Here is a 16164-nt window from a genome sequence, read left to right as displayed (position 1 = left end):
GACCTTGGCAGTTGTCCGTCCGGGACCGACCGATACCGACTTCCGACACCGAAAAGAGATGCCGTCGTGACCCATCCCCTCCTCGACCTGCCCCCGCTGAGTGCCGAGCGCTTCGCCGCCATCGAGGACCGGGTGGCGCGGCTGCTGGACACCCGGCAGGACGTGCTGATCACCCAGGGTGAGGCGCTGCTGCCGCTGGAGGGCGCGATCCGCGCGGCGGCCGGTCCGGGCACGGTGGCGCTGAACGTGATCACCGGCCCGTACGGGCAGACCTTCGGGAACTGGCTGCGGGACGCGGGGGCGACGGTGCACGACCTCTCCGTCCCCTTCCACACGGCCGTGACCGCCGAGCAGATCCGGGAGGCGCTGACCGAGCACCCGGAGACCGACTTCGTCTCGCTGGTGCACGCGGAGGCGGCGACCGGCAACACCAACCCGGTCGCGGAGATCGGCGCGGTGGTCCGGGAGCACGGCGCGCTCTTCTACCTGGACGCGGTGGCCTCCGTGGGCGCGGAGCCGGTGCTGCCGGACGCGTGGGGCGTGGACCTGTGTGTGATCGGGGCGCAGAAGGCGATGGGCGGGCCGGCCGGGGTGTCGGCGATCTCGGTGAGCGAGCGGGCGTGGGCCCGGATGGCGGCGAACCCGAACGCGCCGCGCCGCTCCTACCTCTCCCTGCTGGACTGGAAGGAGCGCTGGCTGGACGCCGGCCGCACGGCGCTGCCGCACGCTCCGGCGCAGCTGGAGATGCTGGCACTGGACGCCTGTCTGGAGCGGATCGAGTCGGTGGGGCTGGACGCGTGGACGGCCCGGCACCGCGATGCCGCGCTGGCCGCGCGGGCGGGTGCGGTGGCCCTGGGCCTGGGGTTCGAGCCGTATGTGTACGAGGAGCGGGACGCGGCGCCGGTCGCCACGACCCTGCGGGTGCCGGCGGGAGCCGTGGCGTCGGAGGTGGTGGCCCGGGCGCTGGCGGCCGACCCGGCGCTGCCGCTCGCGGCCGGCGGCGGCACGCTGGCCAAGGAGATGATCCGGGTCAACCACTACGGGGCGGACGCGCGCCCCGAGGTGGTCGAGGCCTGCCTCGCCGCTCTGGGCACGGCCCTCACGCAGTCGCGGTGACCCGCGCCCGGCCCGGCCGGGCACACGGTCCGATGTCAGTGGCGGCTGCCATCCTCGCGGCATGACCACAGACCACGGCAACACCCCGCAGACCCTTCCCGACGGCCGCCCGATCCCGCTGCTGACCGGCCCCGAGGCGGCCGTGCTGGAGAGCTGGCTGGACTTCCACCGGGCCACGCTGGAGCTGAAGTGCCGGGGGCTGGACGACGCGCAGCTCCGGCGGGCCTCGGCCGAGCCGTCGGAGCTGACCCTGCTGGGACTGGTGCAGCACCTCGCCGAGGTGGAGCGGCACTGGTTCCAGCGGGTGCTGGCGGGGCTGGACGTGCCGCCGGTCTTCGACGAGGAGACCGGGTACGCCCTCGATCCGGGACGCGGCCCGGAGCAGGCGCTGGCGGCGTGGCGGCGGGAGGTCGCCCGGGGACGCGAACTGAGCGCGGGGCGGTCGCCGGACGACACCGGGCGGATGGTCGACGGACCGGCGGCGGGGGCGGAGGTCAGTCTGCGGTGGGTGCTCATCCATCTCATCGAGGAATACGCCCGGCACAACGGGCATGCCGACATTCTTCGGGAACGCATCGACGGCGCCACCGGCGTGTGAATTCAATTCACCTACACAACCCCCGCGAATTCTCCGAATTCCTCGGCAGATAGCTTCCCGTCTTCTTCTGCCCGCTTTTTGCAAGGCTAAACAACCAAGATTTCCGATGGGTTTCGGGGCTGTGACACACCCCACAGCAGGGTAGATTTGTCCGGGTTTGCCGTGGGGCAAACCCGGCATATCGCCAAGGGCGATCAGCACCCCGGCGATCACGCCCGTGCATTTTCTAATTCGCCTCGCTAAATTCGTGCCGCATGACCGCCGCACCCGCAGACCTGTTGATCGACCGACCGGAGACAGCCGACGGAGCCGCGCTCTGGCGGCTCGCCAAGGAATCGAAAACCCTCGACCTGAACTCCTCGTACAGCTATCTGCTGTGGTGCCGGGACTTCGCCGGCACCTCGGCGGTGGCACGGGGTGCGGACGGCACTCCCGTCGGTTTCGTCACCGGGTACGTGCGGCCCGACCGCCCCCGCACCCTGCTCGTCTGGCAGGTGGCCGTCGACTCCGCCCACCGCGGCCGGGGCATCGCCGCGGCGCTGCTGGACGGGCTGACCGCCCGGCTGACCGCCGAGCGCGGCATCACGGACGTGGAGACCACGATCACGCCCGGCAACACCGCCTCCGAGCGGCTGTTCACCTCGTTCGCCGCCCGGCACGGCGCGGGCTGCGAGCGCGAGGTGCTGTTCCCCGCCGACCTGTTCCCGGACGGCGCGCACGACCCCGAAGTCCTTTACCGCATCGGCCCGTTGACCGACTCCACCGCCCACTGAGGAGCGATTCACCGTGACCATCACCCAGCCCGACCTGAGCGTCTTCGAGACCCTCGAGTCCGAGGTGCGCAGCTACTGCCGCGGCTGGCCCACCGTCTTCGACCGTGCGCAGGGCAGCCGGATGTACGACGAGGACGGCCATGCGTACCTCGACTTCTTCGCCGGGGCCGGCTCACTCAACTACGGCCACAACAACCCCGTACTCAAACGGGCGTTGATCGACTACCTCGACCGGGACGGGGTGGTGCACGGCCTGGACATGTCGACCACGGCCAAGCGCACCTTCCTCCAGACCTTCCAGGACCTGGTGCTACGCCCGCGGGACCTGCCGTACAAGGTCATGTTCCCGGGGCCGACCGGCACCAACGCGGTCGAGTCGGCGCTGAAGCTGGCCCGCAAGGTCAAGGGCCGGGAGGCGATCGTGTCGTTCACGAACGCCTTCCACGGGATGTCCCTGGGCTCCCTCGCCGTCACCGGAAACGCCTTCAAACGGGCCGGCGCCGGCATCCCGCTGGTGCACGGCACCCCGATGCCGTTCGACAACTACTTCGACGGCACGGTCCCGGACTTCCTCTGGTTCGAGCGGCTGCTGGAGGACCAGGGCTCCGGGCTCAACAAGCCCGCGGCCGTGATCGTGGAGACCGTGCAGGGCGAGGGCGGCATCAACGTGGCCCGCGCGGAGTGGCTGCGGGCGCTCGCCGAGCTGTGCGAGCGGCAGGACATGCTGCTGATCGTCGACGACATCCAGATGGGCTGCGGCCGTACCGGCGCCTTCTTCTCCTTCGAGGAGGCCGGGATCACCCCGGACATCGTCACGGTGTCCAAGTCCATCAGCGGCTACGGGCTGCCGATGTCGCTGTGCCTGTTCAAGCCCGAGCTGGACATCTGGGAGCCGGGCGAGCACAACGGCACCTTCCGCGGCAACAACCCGGCGTTCGTCACCGCCACCGCGGCCCTGGAGACGTACTGGACCGACGGCTCCGCCATGGAGAAGCAGACCCGTACCCGGGGCGAGCAGATCGAACAGGCGCTGATCTCCATCACCGAGGAGAACCTCTCCGACGTGCGGGAGTACCGCGGCCGCGGTCTGGTGTGGGGCCTGGAGTTCCACGAGAAGGCGCGCGCCTCGCGGGTGGCCCGGCGCGCCTTCGAGCTGGGGCTGCTGATCGAGACGTCCGGCCCGGAGAGCGAGGTCGTCAAGCTGCTGCCCGCGCTCACCATCACCCCGGACGAGCTGGACGAGGGCCTGCGGGTGCTCGCCCGCGCCGTCCGTGAAACCGTCTGAACCACCGACAGGAAGTACGCACACGTGATCGTCCGATCGTTCAAGGAGATCGAAGGCACCGACCGGCACGTCAAGGCCCGGTCAGGCACCTGGGAGAGCAAGCGGATCGTCCTCGCCAGGGAACGGGTCGGCTTCTCCCTGCACGAGACCGTCCTGTACGCCGGGACGGAGACGTCGATGTGGTACGCCAACCACATCGAGGCCGTCGTCTGCACCAGGGGCGAGGCCGAACTCACCGACCACGAGACCGGGCGGACGTACACCATCACGCCCGGCACCATGTACCTCCTCGACGGCCACGAGCGGCACACGCTGAAGGTCAAGGAGGACTTCCACTGCCTCTGCGTGTTCAACCCGCCCGTCACCGGACGCGAGGACCACGACGAGAACGGCGTCTACCCGCTGCTCACCGAGCCCGAGGAGGTGTGAGAACCCATGACCACCGTCACCGATCTCTACCCCAGCCGCGGCACCACCGAGGTGACCGTCCCGCGCCAGGACCCGGTCGTCTGGGGGTCCCCCGACACGCCCGGCCCGATCGCGACCGCCGACCTCCAGCGGTACGAGCGTGACGGCTTCCTCGCCGTCGACCAGCTGATCACCCCGGACGAGGTCGCCGTCTACCGGCGCGAGCTGGACCGGCTGGTGAACGACCCGGCGATCCGCGCCGACGAGCGGTCCATCGTCGAGCCGAAGTCCAAGGAGATCCGCTCGGTCTTCGAGGTGCACCGGATCAGCGAGGTGTTCGCGGAGCTGGTGCGCGATCCCCGGGTGGTCGGCCGGGCCCGGCAGATCCTCGGCTCGGACGTGTATGTCCACCAGTCCCGGATCAACGTCAAGCCCGGGTTCGGCGCGAGCGGCTTCTACTGGCACTCGGACTTCGAGACCTGGCACGCCGAGGACGGCCTGCCGCGCATGCGCACGGTGTCCGTCTCGATCGCGCTGACCGAGAACTACGACACCAACGGCGGCCTCATGATCATGCCGGGCTCGCACCGGACGTTCCTGGGCTGCGCCGGTGCCACGCCGAAGGACAACTACAAGAAGTCGCTCCAGATGCAGGACGCGGGCACCCCGTCCGACGAGGCGCTGACGCAGCTGGCGGGCGAGTACGGCATCCGGCTGTTCACCGGCAGGGCCGGCTCGGCGACCTGGTTCGACTGCAACTGCATGCACGGCTCGGGCGACAACATCACCCCGTTCCCGCGCAGCAATGTGTTCATCGTGTTCAACAGCGTGGAGAACACGGCGGTGGAGCCCTTCGCCGCCCCGGTGCGCCGGCCGGAGTTCATCGGCGCGCGGGACTTCACCCCGGTGAGGTGACCCGCTGAGCACCGGGCCGGGGCCTTCTCGTGTGGGACGGAAGGCCCCGGCCCGGCTCGTGCCCTCAGCCGGCCAGCGCGTCCAGCAGCCGGTCCACGTCCGCCTCGGTGTTGTAGAGGTGGAAGGAGGCGCGCAGATTGCCCGCGCGGTCGGAGACCTCGATCCCGGCCCGGCTCAACTCGCCCTGCCGGGAGCCGAGTCCGGGCACGGAGACGATCGCCGAGCCGGGGGCGGGCAGCGGCGGGTGGCCGAGCGCCGCGAGCCCCTGCCGGAAGCGGTCGGCGAGCCCCAGGTCATGGGCGTGTACGGCGGCCACGCCCAGCTCCTCGATCAGCGCGAGGGAGTGCCGCACCCCGGTGTAGGTGAACAGGGCGGGGCTCACATCGAACCGGCGGGCGGAGTGGGCGAGTTCGGTGACCGGGCCGTAGCAGCTGTTCCAGGGCTCCTCTGCCGCGACCCAGCCCGCGAGCAGCGGGGAGAGGCCGCCGAAGTCCTCGGGCACGACGAGGAAGGCGGCGCCGTGCGGGCCGAGCAGCCACTTGAAGGTGGTGCACACGGTGAAGTCGTAGGCGCCGGCGTCCATCGGCAGCCAGCCCGCGGCCTGGGAGAAGTCGACGCAGGTGCGGGCGCCGTGGGTGCGGGCGGCCTCGCGCAGCGCGGGCAGGTCGGCGATCCGGCCGTCGGCGGACTGGGCGGCGCTGACCGAGACGAGCGCGGTGCCGGGCCGCACGGACTCGGCGAGCCGCTCCAGCGGGACCGCGCGCACCTTGAGGTCGCCGCGGCTGTGGAAGGGGTTCACCACGGAGGCGAAGTCGTCCTCTGCGGTGAGCACTTCGGCGCCCGCGGGCAGCGAGGCGGCGACCAGCCCGGTCTGGCTGGCCACGGAGGCCCCCGCCGCCACCCGGGACACCGGCACTCCGGCGAGCCGGGCGAACGCGGCACGGGCCAGCTCCACATCCTCGAACAGCGGGTCGAGCGGGCGGCCATCGGCCCTGATCTCCGCCGCCGCCCGCAGGGCGGCGACGGTGCGGGCGGGCAGCAGCCCGCTGCTCGCGGTGTTCAGGAAGGTGTTCTTCGGGCTGAACTCGGCGCGCACGAGGCTCTCGAAGGTCTCCATGCCCCCACTCTGCGGGCCATGGAACCCCTCGTCCATTGCGAATTTTTGCGTGGATCCGCTTAGCAGGGCTTATACATCCGCGCCGACCTGCGGTTCCGTCCCGCCTCAGCCCGGCTGCGGCACCGCGCACCCGTCCGGGCCGCAGGCCTCGGCGTCGCCCTGCCGGACCAGCTTCAGCGGCGAGCGCTCGCCCCAGGCCTGGGTCAGCGCCTGGGTGAAGACCTCGGCGGGCTGGGCGCCGGAGACGCCGTAGGTGCGGTCGAGGACGAAGAACGGCACACCGGTCGCGCCGAGCTGGGCGGCCTCCTGCTCGTCGGCGCGGACCTCGGCGGCGTAGGCGTCCGGGTCGGCGAGCACCGCGCGGGCGGCCGCCGCGTCCAGGCCCGCCTCGACGGCCAGCTCCACCAGCCGCTCGTCGCCCTCGGTGAACACGGAGCGCTCCTCGGCGAAGTTCGCCCGGTACAGGATCTGGATCAGCTCGTCCTGCCGGCCGTGCTCCTTGGCGAGGTGCAGCAGCCGGTGCATGTCGAAGGTGTTGCCGTGGTCCCGGCCCCGGGTGCGGTACTCCAGGCCCTCGGCCGCGGCCTGCACGCCCAGGTTGTCCTCGCCCGCCTGGGCCTGCGCCTCGCTGATGCCGTACTTCTTCGCGATCATCGGGACGACCGGCCCGGTGTCGCCCTTGGCGCGGCCCGGGTCCAGCTCGAAGGAGCGGTGCACCACCTCGACCTCGTCGCGGTGCGGGAAGGCAGCCAGCGCCTTCTCGAAGCGGGCCTTGCCCACGTAGCACCAGGGGCAGGCGATGTCGCTCCAGATCTCGACGCGCATTCTTCGGCTCTCTCCAGGTCGTACCGGTCGCGGAGGCTGTCTCCGCCCGGTAGGTGAACGTTCAAGGAGGAACGTTTCATTCCCCCGGGGCGACGGCGTACCGCAGGAACAGGTGGTGATCGCCGTCCGCGGGCGGGTTCTCGGGATCCGGGACCCAGCCCTGGCGGGCGTAGAAGGCCTGGGCGCGCCGGTTGTCCACGTGCACGTCGAGGACGGCCGCGCGCCGGCCGTCGGCCCGCCACTCCGCCACGCAGGCCGCGTGCAGGGCCGTACCGATGCCGGAGCGCCAGCGGTCGGGGTCGACGTGGAACTGGTACAGCCTGACGGTGTCGGCGGGGCCGTCCGGCGCGGGCCGGATCGAGGCGATGGCGGTGATGGCGCCCTGTTCGACGGCGCACAGCACCCGTCCGTCGGGCCGCTCGATCGCGCCCCGCCAGGAGGCGGACCAGTCGATGCCGTCGTCCGGCAGGCCGTCCGGGTAGTACGTCGACCGCGCCCGGTGGTGCAGCGCGGCGATCGTCCCGGCCTCGGCGGGCAGGGCCGTGCGGATGACGAGGGTCCCCTTCACACGCTCACTGATCATGCGACGGAGGACGCGGCGTCGGGGGTGCCGGTTCCATGGCGGCTGAACTGGGCCCGGTAGGCGCTCGGGGTGAGGCCGGTGCGGCGGACCAGGTGGGCGCGGAGCGAGTCGGCGGTGCCGAGGCCGCAGGCGGCGGCCACCTGGTCCATCGGCAGCCGGGTGGTCTCCAGCAGCTCCTTGGCCCGCTCGACGCGCTGGTGCAGCAGCCACTGGAGGGGGCTGACCCCGCTCTCCGCGTGGAAGCGGCGGGTCAGGGTGCGCACCGAGACCCCGGCGTGCCGGGCGAGGTCGGTGAGGGTGAGCGGCTTGTCCAGGTTGCGCATGGCCCAGCCGCGCGTGTCGGCGCAGGCGGTGCCGCGCTCCGGGGGCAGCGGGGTCTGGGTGAACTGGGTCTGGCCGCCGGGCCGCACCGGGGCGACCAGGGCGAGCCGGGCGACCTCGTTGGCGACGGCGGCGCCGTAGTCGGTGCGGATGAGATGCAGGCAGAGGTCGATGCCGGCCGCGTAGCCGGAGGAGGTCAGGATCGGGCCGTCCTGGGCGTAGAGGACGTCGCCCTGGACCTGGACGTCGGGGTGGCGGCGGCGCAGCTCGTCGGCGTGCGCCCAGTAGGTGGTGGCCTTGCGGCCCTTGAGCAGTCCGGCCTCGGCGAGCAGGAAGGCGCCGGAGCAGATGGAGGCGATGCGCAGTCCGGTCCCGGCCGCCGTGCGCAGGGCCGTCACCACGCGCGGGTCGGCGGCGAAGGGTTCCCCGGTGCCCGCGACGATCACCAGGTCGGCGTCCCGCAGCACCTCCAGGCCGTGCGGCACATGCAGGTCGAGCGCGCCGGAGGTGGCCACGCGACCCGGGTCGGGGGCGCAGATCACCACCTCGTACCCGGGCCGCCCGTCCACCCGCACCTTGTCGAAGAGCAGCTCGGGGATGGCGAGGTTGAACATCGACACGGGCGGCGACGCGACGACGGCGACACGCAGCATGGCCAGAACCTCCGGATGCATGGCATTCAGGTCACTACTCTATGCCGGAAACGATCAGCAGCATGGAGCACATGTCCACGAACCAGACCCGCCAGGAACCCGAAGTCACCGCCTCAGGCGATGAGTTGACCCCTCGTCCCGCGCCCGCCCGCTCCCTGCTCGCCGCCCTGCTGGGCTTCTCGCTGATCACCCTCGACGCCTCCGTGGTGAACGTGGCGCTCCCGGCGATCGGTTCGTCCCTCGGCGGCGGCATGTCCGGTCTCCAGTGGGTGGTGGACGCCTACACCCTGGCCTTTGCCGCGCTGATGCTGTCCACCGGCGCGTTCGCGGACCGGGCCGGCGCGAGCCGGGCGTACGCCCTCGGCATCGCGGTCTTCACGCTCGCCTCGGCGGCCTGCGGTCTGGCACCGAACCTGCCCGCGCTGATCGGCGCGCGGGTGGTGCAGGGGGTCTCGGCGGCCGTGGTGCTGCCCGCCTCCCTCGCCCTGGTGCGGCAGGCGTACGGCGATCCGGCGCAGCGGGCCAGGGCGGTGTCGCTGTGGGCGGCCGGCGGCTCGGTCGCGGTGGCGCTCGGCCCGGTGGCGGGCGGCGCGCTGACCACCGCCTGGGACTGGCGGGGGATCTTCTTCATCAACCTGCCGCTCGGTGTGGTCGCCCTGGCCCTGCTGCTGCGCGCCCCGCGCTCCGAGCGCCGGCCCGCGCCCCTGGACCTGCCGGGCCAGCTGACGGCGGTGGTCGCGCTGACGGCGCTGACCTTCGGGGTGATCGAGGGCGGTACGACGGGTGCCGCGGCCTTCGCCGTCGCGGTGGCGGCCGCCGCGCTGTTCGTCCGGATCGAGGGCCGGCAGGCGCACCCGGTGGTGCCGCTCGGGCTGTTCCGGGACCGGGCGGTGCGGGTGGCCGTGGCGGCCGGTTCGGCGTGCAGCGTGGCCTTCTACGGCGTGGTGTTCCTCTTCTCCCTCTTCTTCCAGCAGCTCCAGGGGCGTTCGGCGCTGTACGCCGGGCTGATGTTCCTGCCGATGTCCGGGCTGATCGCGGTGACCAACGTGGCCGCCGGGAAGCTGGCCGGCCGGTTCGGTCCCCGGCTGCCGATGCTGGCAGGCCAGGCGCTGGCGGCGGCCGGTCTGCTGGGCCTGCTCTGCGTCCGCCCGGACACGCCCGCCCCGTTGGCCGCCGTCCTGCTGATCCCGGTGGCCCTGGGCTGCGCGCTGACCGTCCCGCCGCTGACGGCCGTGATGATGGACGCCGTACCGGCCGAGCGGGCGGGCCTGGCGGCCGGAGTGCTCAACGCCGCCCGGCAGGTGGCGGGCGGCCTCGGCATCGCGGTGTTCGGCGCCCTGGTGAACGGCGGCTTCACCAGCGGCCTGCGGGTGAGCCTGACCCTGGCGGCAGCCCTGTTCACCCTGACCTTCCTGCTCAGCCGCCGTCCTCTCGACTAGCGCTCCAGGACCCCGTTGAACCGCCGCGGCAGGCCCAGGGGGTTGTCGTCGCGCAGCTCGGGCGGCAGCAGGGCGGCGGGGGCGTTCTGGTAGGCGACCGGTCGCAGCCAGCGCTCGATCGCCGTACCGCCGACGGAGGTGGAGGTGGAGGTGGTCGCGGGGTAGGGCCCGCCGTGGTGCTGGGCCGGCGCCACGGCGACCCCGGTGGGCCAGCCGTTGACCAGCACGCGCCCGGCCAGCGGGGTCAGTTCCGCGAGGATCTGCGTACCGCGGCCCGCGCCGGCGGCCTCCTCCGCGGACAGCTGGACGGTGGCCGTGAGGTTGCCCGGCAGCCGGGACAGCACGGCGGTGGCGTCGTCCTCGTCCTCGTACCGGACCACCACGGTCACCGGCCCGAAGCACTCCTCCAGGAGCAGGTCGTACGCCCCCTCCTCGGTCAGGCTGCTCGCCGGGACGGTCAGGAAGCCGGGGCTCACCGTGTGCTCGCCGGCCGCGCCCGGTGTCACCGGCGACTCCACGCCGTCCAGGCGGCAGCGCTCGGCGACCCCGGCGATGAAGTTGTCCCGCATGCGGTGGTCGAGCAGGACGCCGGACGCGGTGCCGGCGACCGCGTCGGTCAGGGACTTCACCAGCCGGTCTCCCCCGGCGCCGGAGGGCACCAGCACCAGACCGGGCTTGACGCAGAACTGTCCCACGCCGAGCGTCATCGACCCGGCGAGCCCGGTGCCGATCTCCTCCGCCCGCTCGGCCGCGGCCGCCTCGGTCACCAGAACCGGGTTGAGCGAACCGAGTTCGCCGTGGAACGGGATCGGCACCGGCCGGGCGGCGGCCGCGTCGAAGAGGGCCCGTCCGCCGCGCACCGAACCGGTGAAGCCGGCGGCGGCGACCAGCGGGTGCCGGATCAGCTCGACGCCCGCCTCGAAGCCGTGCACCACACCGACGACGCCCTCGGGGATGCCGTGCTCGGCGGCGGCCCGGCGCAGCACCGTGGCGACCAGCTCGGACAGCGCCGGGTGGTCGGGGTGCGCCTTGACGACGACCGGGCACCCCGCGGCCAGCGCGCTCGCGGTGTCGCCGCCGGCGACGGAGAAGGCGAAGGGGAAGTTGGAGGCGGAGTAGACGGCGACGACACCGAGCGGCACCTTGTACCGGCGCAGGTCCGGGATCGGCGGGGTGGCGGTGTCGTCGGGGTGGTTGATGACGACGTCCAGGAAGGCGCCCTCGTCGACGATGTCGGCGAAGGCCCGCAACTGGTAGGCGGTCCGGGCGAGTTCGCCGGTCAGCCGGACCGGGCCGAGCGCGGTCTCGGCGTCGGCGGTCTCGACCAGACCGTCCTTGGCCGCGTCCAGGCCCGCCGCGGCCGAGCGCAGGAAGGCGGCGCGGACCGTGCGGTCGGCGAGTGCGCCGCGCGCGGCGTGGGCCGCGCGGACGGCCGCGTCCACCTCCTGGGCCGTGGCCTCCACCGCGACCTGTTCACGCTGCTTCCCGGTGCGCGGGTCGACACTCCAGACTGGTGCTGCTGCCACCGCGGGTCCCTCCAGATAAGGCCGCAATAACTAGGGAATCACTTGGGTCATCGATCAGCCGCGTTCGATATACTGAACACCGTCTCTGATGATGAATATGCTGCTCGGAGACTATTTCCCGGCGATCGAAGGGGTCAAGGCCGATGTCGGCAGGCGAGACAGGCGGGGCGCAGGTCAAGTCCGCGGTGCGGACGGTCGAATTGCTCGAGTACTTCGCCGGAAAGCCCGGCATGCACTCCCTCGCGGCCGTCCAGGAGGCGGTGGGGTACCCCAAGTCGAGCCTGTACATGCTGCTGCGCACCCTGGTGGACCTGGGCTGGGTGGAGACGGACTCGACCGGCACCCGGTACGGCATCGGGGTGCGGGCGCTGCTCGTGGGCACCTCCTACATCGACGGCGACGAGGTGGTGGCCGCCGCCCGCCCGACCCTGGACCGGCTCTCCGACGACACCACGGAGACCATCCACCTGGCCCGGCTCGACGGCACCAACGTCGTCTATCTGGCCACCCGCCAGTCCCAGCACTATCTGCGCCCCTTCACCCGGGTCGGGCGCCGGCTGCCGGCCCACTCGACCTCCCTCGGCAAGGCGATCCTCGCCACCTACTCCGACGAGCAGGTGCGCAAGCTGCTGCCGGAGACGCTGCCCGCGCTCACCGAGCACACGCTCACCGACCGGGAGCGGCTCATCGAGGAGCTGCACCAGGTGCGGGAGCAGGGCTTCGCCGTGGACCGCGAGGAGAACACGCTGGGCCTGCGCTGCTTCGGCGTGGCGATCCCGTACCGCACGCCCGCCCGGGACGCCATCAGCTGCTCGGTGCCGGTGGCCCGGCTGACCCCCGCCCACGAGCAGATGATCAAGGACGCGCTGTTCGACGCGCGGGACCGGCTGACCCTCGCGACCCGGCGGCTCTGAGCCCGGCGCGGTCCCCGGCTCCGGGTCTGGGGAGTCGTAGGCTCGGGGTCCATGGATATCGCGCTGCGCGCCGTGCAGGACGACGACCTGCCGGCGCTGTTCCGGCAGATGAGCGACCCGGAGTCGGTCCGGATGGCCGCGTTCGGCCCGGAGGACCCGTACGATCCGGACTCCTTCGCCGTCCACTGGCGGCGCCTGGAAACCTGCTCGCACGTGCTGCGCACGGTGCTGGCCGACGGGACCGTGGCGGGCAGCGCGGCGGTCTACGGCGAGGCCGGCGAACGCGAGGTGACGTACTGGATCGACCGCGCGTACTGGGGCCGGGGCGTGGCCACGGCCGCGTTGCGGGCGCTCCTCGCCGAGGTGGCGGAACGCCCGCTGTACGCGCGGGCCGCCGCCGACAACGCCGCGTCGCTGCGGGTGCTGCACAAGTGCGGGTTCCGCGAGCGGGCGCGGGCCCGGGGGTACGCGGGCGGGCGGCGCGAGGAGATCGACGAGGTGGTCCTCGCCCTGGAGGACTGACCCCGGATTCCTGAGCAGTTCATGAGAATGCCGGCGATCGGGAACGGCGGCCCCGGCCCGCTCGTCTTTTGTTCGGGATGAACAAGACGATCAGGCGGGCGTCCGTCTTCGCGCTGCTGCTCGTGCTCGCTCTGCTGGTCAGGGCGACCTGGGTGCAGTTCTACGACGGCAAGGCCCTCGCGGACGACAACGACAACCGGCGGAACGCGATCGCGACGTACTCACGGCCGCTCGGGAACATCATCGTGGCCGGGAACGCGATCACCGGCTCCGCCCGGACGACGGGGGGCGACCTCGCCTACAAGCGGACGTACACGGACGGCAGGCTGTACGCGGCGGTGACGGGCTACGCCTCGCAGGCCTACGCCCCGACCCAGCTGGAAGGCATCTACAAGGAGCTGCTCAACGGCACGGACCCGCAGCTGAAGACGGTGATGGACACCCTCACCGGAAAGCGCTCCGACCCGGGCGACGTGCTCACCACGATCGACCCGGCGGTGCAGAAGGCGGGCTACCGCGCCCTGGGGAGCACCAAGGGCGGCGCCGTCGCCATCGACCCGAAGACCGGCAGGATCCTCGCCATGGTGTCGACCCCGTCGTACGACCCCTCGTCCCTGACCGACGCGAACACGGCCGGGGGTGCCTGGAAGCGGCTGACCGCGGACAAGGACAAGCCGCTGACCAACCGCGCGCTGCGCCAGCCGCTGCCGCCCGGTTCCACCTTCAAGCTGGTCGTGGCGGCGGCCGCGCTGGAGAGCGGGCTGTACAGGAACGTGGACGAACACACCCGCAGCCCGGACCCCTACATCATGCCCGGCACCACCAGGCCGCTGGCGAACGAGAACAAGTCGGCGCCGTGCCGGAACGCCCCCATCCGCGTCGCCCTCCAGTACTCCTGCAACAACGTCTTCGGCAAGATGGCCGTCGACCTCGGCCAGGACAAGGTGCGGGCGATGGCGGAGAAGTTCGGCTTCAACGACGACCAGCAGGACGTGCCGGTGCGCGCCTACGCCAGCGTCTACCCGAAGGACATGGACAAGGCGCAGACCGCCCTGTCCGGCATCGGCCAGTTCGACGTGACCGCGACCCCGCTCCAGATGGCCATGGTGTCCGCCGCCCTGGCCAACGGCGGCAAGCTGGTCTCGCCGCACATGGTGTCGAAGACCACCGACAGCGGCGGCGATGTGCTGAAGGACTACGACTCCGACGCCGGCAGCGAGCAGATCGTCAGCTCCACCACCGCCGCGCAGCTCCGGTCGGCGATGCAGACGGTGGTCAAGGACGGTACCGGTACGAACGCGCTGATCGACGGGGTGACCGTCGGCGGCAAGACCGGCACCGCCCAGCACGGCGAGAACAACAGCAAGACGCCGTACGCCTGGTTCACCGCCTACGGCACCTCCGACAGCACCGGCAAGCAGGTCGCCGTCGCGGTGATGGTCGAGCAGTCGGACGCGGCCCGCTCGGAGGTCAGCGGCAACGGGCTGGCCGCGCCGGTGGCCCGGGCGATGATGCAGGCGGCGCTGAAGTGACGCCGTGCGCGGCGGCGCCGGCTACTTCAGGCCCAGCAGCTGCTCCACCGGATCGATCGCGAAGTAGACGAGGAACAGCGCCGAGACGCCCCACAGCAGCCAGTTGATCTCCCGCGCCTTGCCCAGGACCGTGTTGATCACGACGTAGGCGAGGAAGCCCGCGCCGATGCCGTCGGTGATGGAGTAGGTGAACGGCATCGCGGCGATGGTGAGGAACGCCGGTACGGCGATCTCGTACCGGTCCCAGTCGATGTGCTTGACGTGGGTCATCATCAGGAAGCCCACCGCGATCAGCGCGGGCGCCGCCGCCTGGAGCGGGACGATGGTGAGCAGCGGGGTGAGGAAGAGGGCGAGGCCGAACAGGCCGCCGGTGACCAGGTTGGCGAAGCCGGTGCGGGCGCCCTCGCCGACGCCGGCGGCGGACTCGATGTAGGCGGTGTTGGAGGAGGCGGAGCCGAGGCCGCCCGCGACGGCGGCGGCGCCGTCGATGAACAGGACGCGGCCGATGCCGGGCACCCGGCCCTGCTCGTCCAGCAGTCCGGCCTCCGCGCTGATGCCGACGATGGTGCCCATGGCGTCGAAGAAGTCCGACAGGATGAGGGTGAAGACCAGCAGCACGGCGGTGAGGACACCGGCCTTGGCGAAGCCGCCGAACAGGCTGAAGTGACCGATCAGCCCGAAGTCCGGGGCGGCGACGAGCTTGTCCGGGACCTCGGGCGTGGTCAGGCCCCAGTTCTTGACGCCGGCGACGGAGTCGATGCCGATCGCGACGAGGGTCATCGTCACGATGCTGATCAGGATCGCGCCCTTCACCCTGCGGGCGAGCAGCGCGACGGTCAGCAGCACGCCCAGGCAGAAGACGAGCACCGGCCAGCCGGTCAGCCGGCCGACGGAGCCGAGCTGCACGGGCACAGTGGTGTGGGCGGCGTCCGGGATCCGGCTGACGAACCCGGCGTCGACGAACCCGATGAACGCGATGAACAGGCCGATGCCGACGCCGATGGCCTGCTTCAGCTGGTGCGGGATCGCGTTCATGATCGCTTCCCGCAGGCCGGTGAGGACCAGCAGACAGATGACCAGGCCCTCCAGGACGACCAGGCCCATCGCGTCGGACCAGCTCATCAGCGGGGCGAGCTGGAAGGCGACGACGGCGTTGAGGCCGAGGCCGGCGGCGATGGCGAGGGGGAGGTTGCCGCCGACCCCCATGACGACCGTCATCACACAGGCGACCAGCGCGGTGGCGGTGACGAGTTGTCCGGTGTCGAGGGAGTGGCCGAACTTGTCCTTGGCGCTGCCCAGGATGATCGGATTCAGGACAAGGATGTAGGCCATGGTGAAGAACGTGGCGAGGCCGCCGCGTATCTCCCGGCCGAACGTGGATCCCCGTTCGGTGATGCGGAAGTACCGGTCGACGCCGTTCCGGGCAGGTGGCGCGGGCTCCCGCCGGCTGTCCACCGTCTGTGTCTCGGTCATGGTCCAACTCCTCGGTGCCTGATGGGCGGGTGCGCGGATGCTGGCTGGATTGTTCCCCCCGTGAACTCTGTTCAGGTTTTCTCCGTGTTACGGAATCGGGTTCGATGGGCCATACGACGTCCGAACCCCCGTACACGTCCGTCGCATCGTCGCTGCTACGCTTC

At 71.8% G+C, this 16164-nt stretch carries 16 protein-coding genes; 10 read left to right on the top strand and 6 right to left on the bottom strand.

Annotated elements, in window-relative coordinates:
• Positions 1-66 precede the first annotated feature (66 nt).
• From ACZ5CZ_RS34015 to thpD, 6 genes are all read left to right on the top strand, one after another.
• Positions 67-1116: a pyridoxal-phosphate-dependent aminotransferase family protein gene (locus tag ACZ5CZ_RS34015; RefSeq protein WP_468948404.1), complete on the top strand. Its 1050-nt coding sequence runs from the start codon at positions 67-69 to the stop codon at positions 1114-1116.
• Positions 1117-1177: 61 nt separating this feature from the next.
• Positions 1178-1714: a DinB family protein gene (locus ACZ5CZ_RS34010; protein WP_385843196.1), complete on the top strand. Its 537-nt coding sequence runs from the start codon at positions 1178-1180 to the stop codon at positions 1712-1714.
• A gap of 254 nt (positions 1715-1968) precedes the next feature.
• A complete protein-coding gene (gene ectA / locus ACZ5CZ_RS34005; protein ID WP_468948402.1) occupies positions 1969-2487 on the top strand; it encodes a diaminobutyrate acetyltransferase in 519 nt (172 codons plus the stop codon).
• 13 nt (positions 2488-2500) lie between these two features.
• On the top strand, positions 2501-3772 hold the full coding sequence (gene ectB, locus ACZ5CZ_RS34000) for a diaminobutyrate--2-oxoglutarate transaminase (protein WP_468948400.1): 1272 nt from the start codon (positions 2501-2503) through the stop codon (positions 3770-3772).
• A 24-nt stretch (positions 3773-3796) separates the two neighbouring features.
• Positions 3797-4201, top strand: coding sequence for an ectoine synthase (locus ACZ5CZ_RS33995; protein WP_385843192.1), 405 nt, complete (start codon positions 3797-3799; stop codon positions 4199-4201).
• A gap of 6 nt (positions 4202-4207) precedes the next feature.
• A complete protein-coding gene (gene thpD, locus ACZ5CZ_RS33990) occupies positions 4208-5095 on the top strand; it encodes an ectoine hydroxylase (RefSeq protein ID WP_468948398.1) in 888 nt (295 codons plus the stop codon).
• 64 nt (positions 5096-5159) lie between these two features.
• On the opposite strand, the gene ACZ5CZ_RS33985 is transcribed toward thpD, so the two are convergent.
• The 4 genes from ACZ5CZ_RS33985 to ACZ5CZ_RS33970 all read right to left on the bottom strand — a co-directional run bounded on the left by ACZ5CZ_RS33985 (position 5160) and on the right by ACZ5CZ_RS33970 (position 8615).
• Entirely contained in the window at positions 5160-6212 is a 1053-nt protein-coding gene (locus tag ACZ5CZ_RS33985) for an aminotransferase class V-fold PLP-dependent enzyme (protein ID WP_468948396.1), read from the bottom strand.
• A 105-nt stretch (positions 6213-6317) separates the two neighbouring features.
• Entirely contained in the window at positions 6318-7037 is a 720-nt protein-coding gene (locus ACZ5CZ_RS33980; RefSeq protein ID WP_468948394.1) for a DsbA family oxidoreductase, read from the bottom strand.
• Positions 7038-7113: 76 nt separating this feature from the next.
• Positions 7114-7620, bottom strand: a complete 507-nt coding sequence (locus ACZ5CZ_RS33975) for a GNAT family N-acetyltransferase (RefSeq protein WP_468948392.1) — start codon at positions 7618-7620, stop codon at positions 7114-7116.
• Complete coding sequence (locus tag ACZ5CZ_RS33970) at positions 7617-8615, bottom strand: GlxA family transcriptional regulator (RefSeq protein ID WP_468948390.1); 999 nt, start codon at positions 8613-8615, stop codon at positions 7617-7619. The genes ACZ5CZ_RS33975 and ACZ5CZ_RS33970 overlap by 4 nt, the downstream gene beginning before the upstream one ends.
• Before the next feature lie 50 nt (positions 8616-8665).
• Here ACZ5CZ_RS33970 and ACZ5CZ_RS33965 point away from each other — a divergent pair, with 50 nt between their 5' ends.
• Positions 8666-10033 carry an MFS transporter gene (locus tag ACZ5CZ_RS33965; RefSeq protein ID WP_468948388.1) on the top strand — a complete coding sequence of 456 codons (1368 nt, stop codon included), beginning with the start codon at positions 8666-8668 and terminating at the stop codon, positions 10031-10033.
• Here the strand turns inward: ACZ5CZ_RS33965 and ACZ5CZ_RS33960 are convergent.
• The gene (locus ACZ5CZ_RS33960; RefSeq protein ID WP_468948386.1) at positions 10030-11559 is read right to left on the bottom strand and encodes an aldehyde dehydrogenase (NADP(+)); all 1530 of its coding nucleotides are present in this window, start codon (positions 11557-11559) and stop codon (positions 10030-10032) included. The genes ACZ5CZ_RS33965 and ACZ5CZ_RS33960 overlap by 4 nt on opposite strands.
• Before the next feature lie 143 nt (positions 11560-11702).
• Between ACZ5CZ_RS33960 and ACZ5CZ_RS33955 the strand changes: the two genes are divergently transcribed.
• The 3 genes from ACZ5CZ_RS33955 (at position 11703) to ACZ5CZ_RS33945 (ending at position 14527) form a co-directional block, all read left to right on the top strand.
• Entirely contained in the window at positions 11703-12473 is a 771-nt protein-coding gene (locus ACZ5CZ_RS33955; protein ID WP_385843182.1) for an IclR family transcriptional regulator, read from the top strand.
• 51 nt (positions 12474-12524) lie between these two features.
• Complete coding sequence (locus ACZ5CZ_RS33950; protein WP_468948384.1) at positions 12525-12995, top strand: GNAT family N-acetyltransferase; 471 nt, start codon at positions 12525-12527, stop codon at positions 12993-12995.
• A 77-nt stretch (positions 12996-13072) separates the two neighbouring features.
• Complete coding sequence (locus tag ACZ5CZ_RS33945) at positions 13073-14527, top strand: peptidoglycan D,D-transpeptidase FtsI family protein (protein ID WP_385843180.1); 1455 nt, start codon at positions 13073-13075, stop codon at positions 14525-14527.
• A 21-nt stretch (positions 14528-14548) separates the two neighbouring features.
• Here ACZ5CZ_RS33945 and ACZ5CZ_RS33940 read toward each other — a convergent pair whose 3' ends face one another.
• Complete coding sequence (locus ACZ5CZ_RS33940) at positions 14549-16000, bottom strand: NCS2 family permease (protein ID WP_468948381.1); 1452 nt, start codon at positions 15998-16000, stop codon at positions 14549-14551.
• Positions 16001-16164 lie beyond the last annotated feature (164 nt).

It is taken from the genome of Streptomyces sp. NPDC031418, assembly GCF_055581605.1.
Note: the sequence above shows the minus strand (reverse complement) of the source record. Positions and strands in the feature narration are given on the sequence as shown.

Excerpts from the sequence above, each read along its gene's own strand:
- ACZ5CZ_RS33955 (WP_385843182.1), top strand. The coding sequence starts at position 11,703 with ATGTCGGCAGGCGAGACAGGCGGGGCGCAGGTCAAGTCCGCGGTGCGG.
- ACZ5CZ_RS33965 (WP_468948388.1), top strand. The coding sequence starts at position 8,666 with ATGTCCACGAACCAGACCCGCCAGGAACCCGAAGTCACCGCCTCAGGC.
- ACZ5CZ_RS33970 (WP_468948390.1), bottom strand. The coding sequence starts at position 8,615 with ATGCATCCGGAGGTTCTGGCCATGCTGCGTGTCGCCGTCGTCGCGTCG.
- ACZ5CZ_RS33975 (WP_468948392.1), bottom strand. The coding sequence starts at position 7,620 with ATGATCAGTGAGCGTGTGAAGGGGACCCTCGTCATCCGCACGGCCCTG.
- ACZ5CZ_RS33940 (WP_468948381.1), bottom strand. The coding sequence starts at position 16,000 with ATGACCGAGACACAGACGGTGGACAGCCGGCGGGAGCCCGCGCCACCT.
- ACZ5CZ_RS33945 (WP_385843180.1), top strand. The coding sequence starts at position 13,073 with ATGAACAAGACGATCAGGCGGGCGTCCGTCTTCGCGCTGCTGCTCGTG.
- ACZ5CZ_RS34010 (WP_385843196.1), top strand. The coding sequence starts at position 1,178 with ATGACCACAGACCACGGCAACACCCCGCAGACCCTTCCCGACGGCCGC.
- thpD (WP_468948398.1), top strand. The coding sequence starts at position 4,208 with ATGACCACCGTCACCGATCTCTACCCCAGCCGCGGCACCACCGAGGTG.
- ACZ5CZ_RS33950 (WP_468948384.1), top strand. The coding sequence starts at position 12,525 with ATGGATATCGCGCTGCGCGCCGTGCAGGACGACGACCTGCCGGCGCTG.
- ACZ5CZ_RS33985 (WP_468948396.1), bottom strand. The coding sequence starts at position 6,212 with ATGGAGACCTTCGAGAGCCTCGTGCGCGCCGAGTTCAGCCCGAAGAAC.
- ACZ5CZ_RS33980 (WP_468948394.1), bottom strand. The coding sequence starts at position 7,037 with ATGCGCGTCGAGATCTGGAGCGACATCGCCTGCCCCTGGTGCTACGTG.
- ectA (WP_468948402.1), top strand. The coding sequence starts at position 1,969 with ATGACCGCCGCACCCGCAGACCTGTTGATCGACCGACCGGAGACAGCC.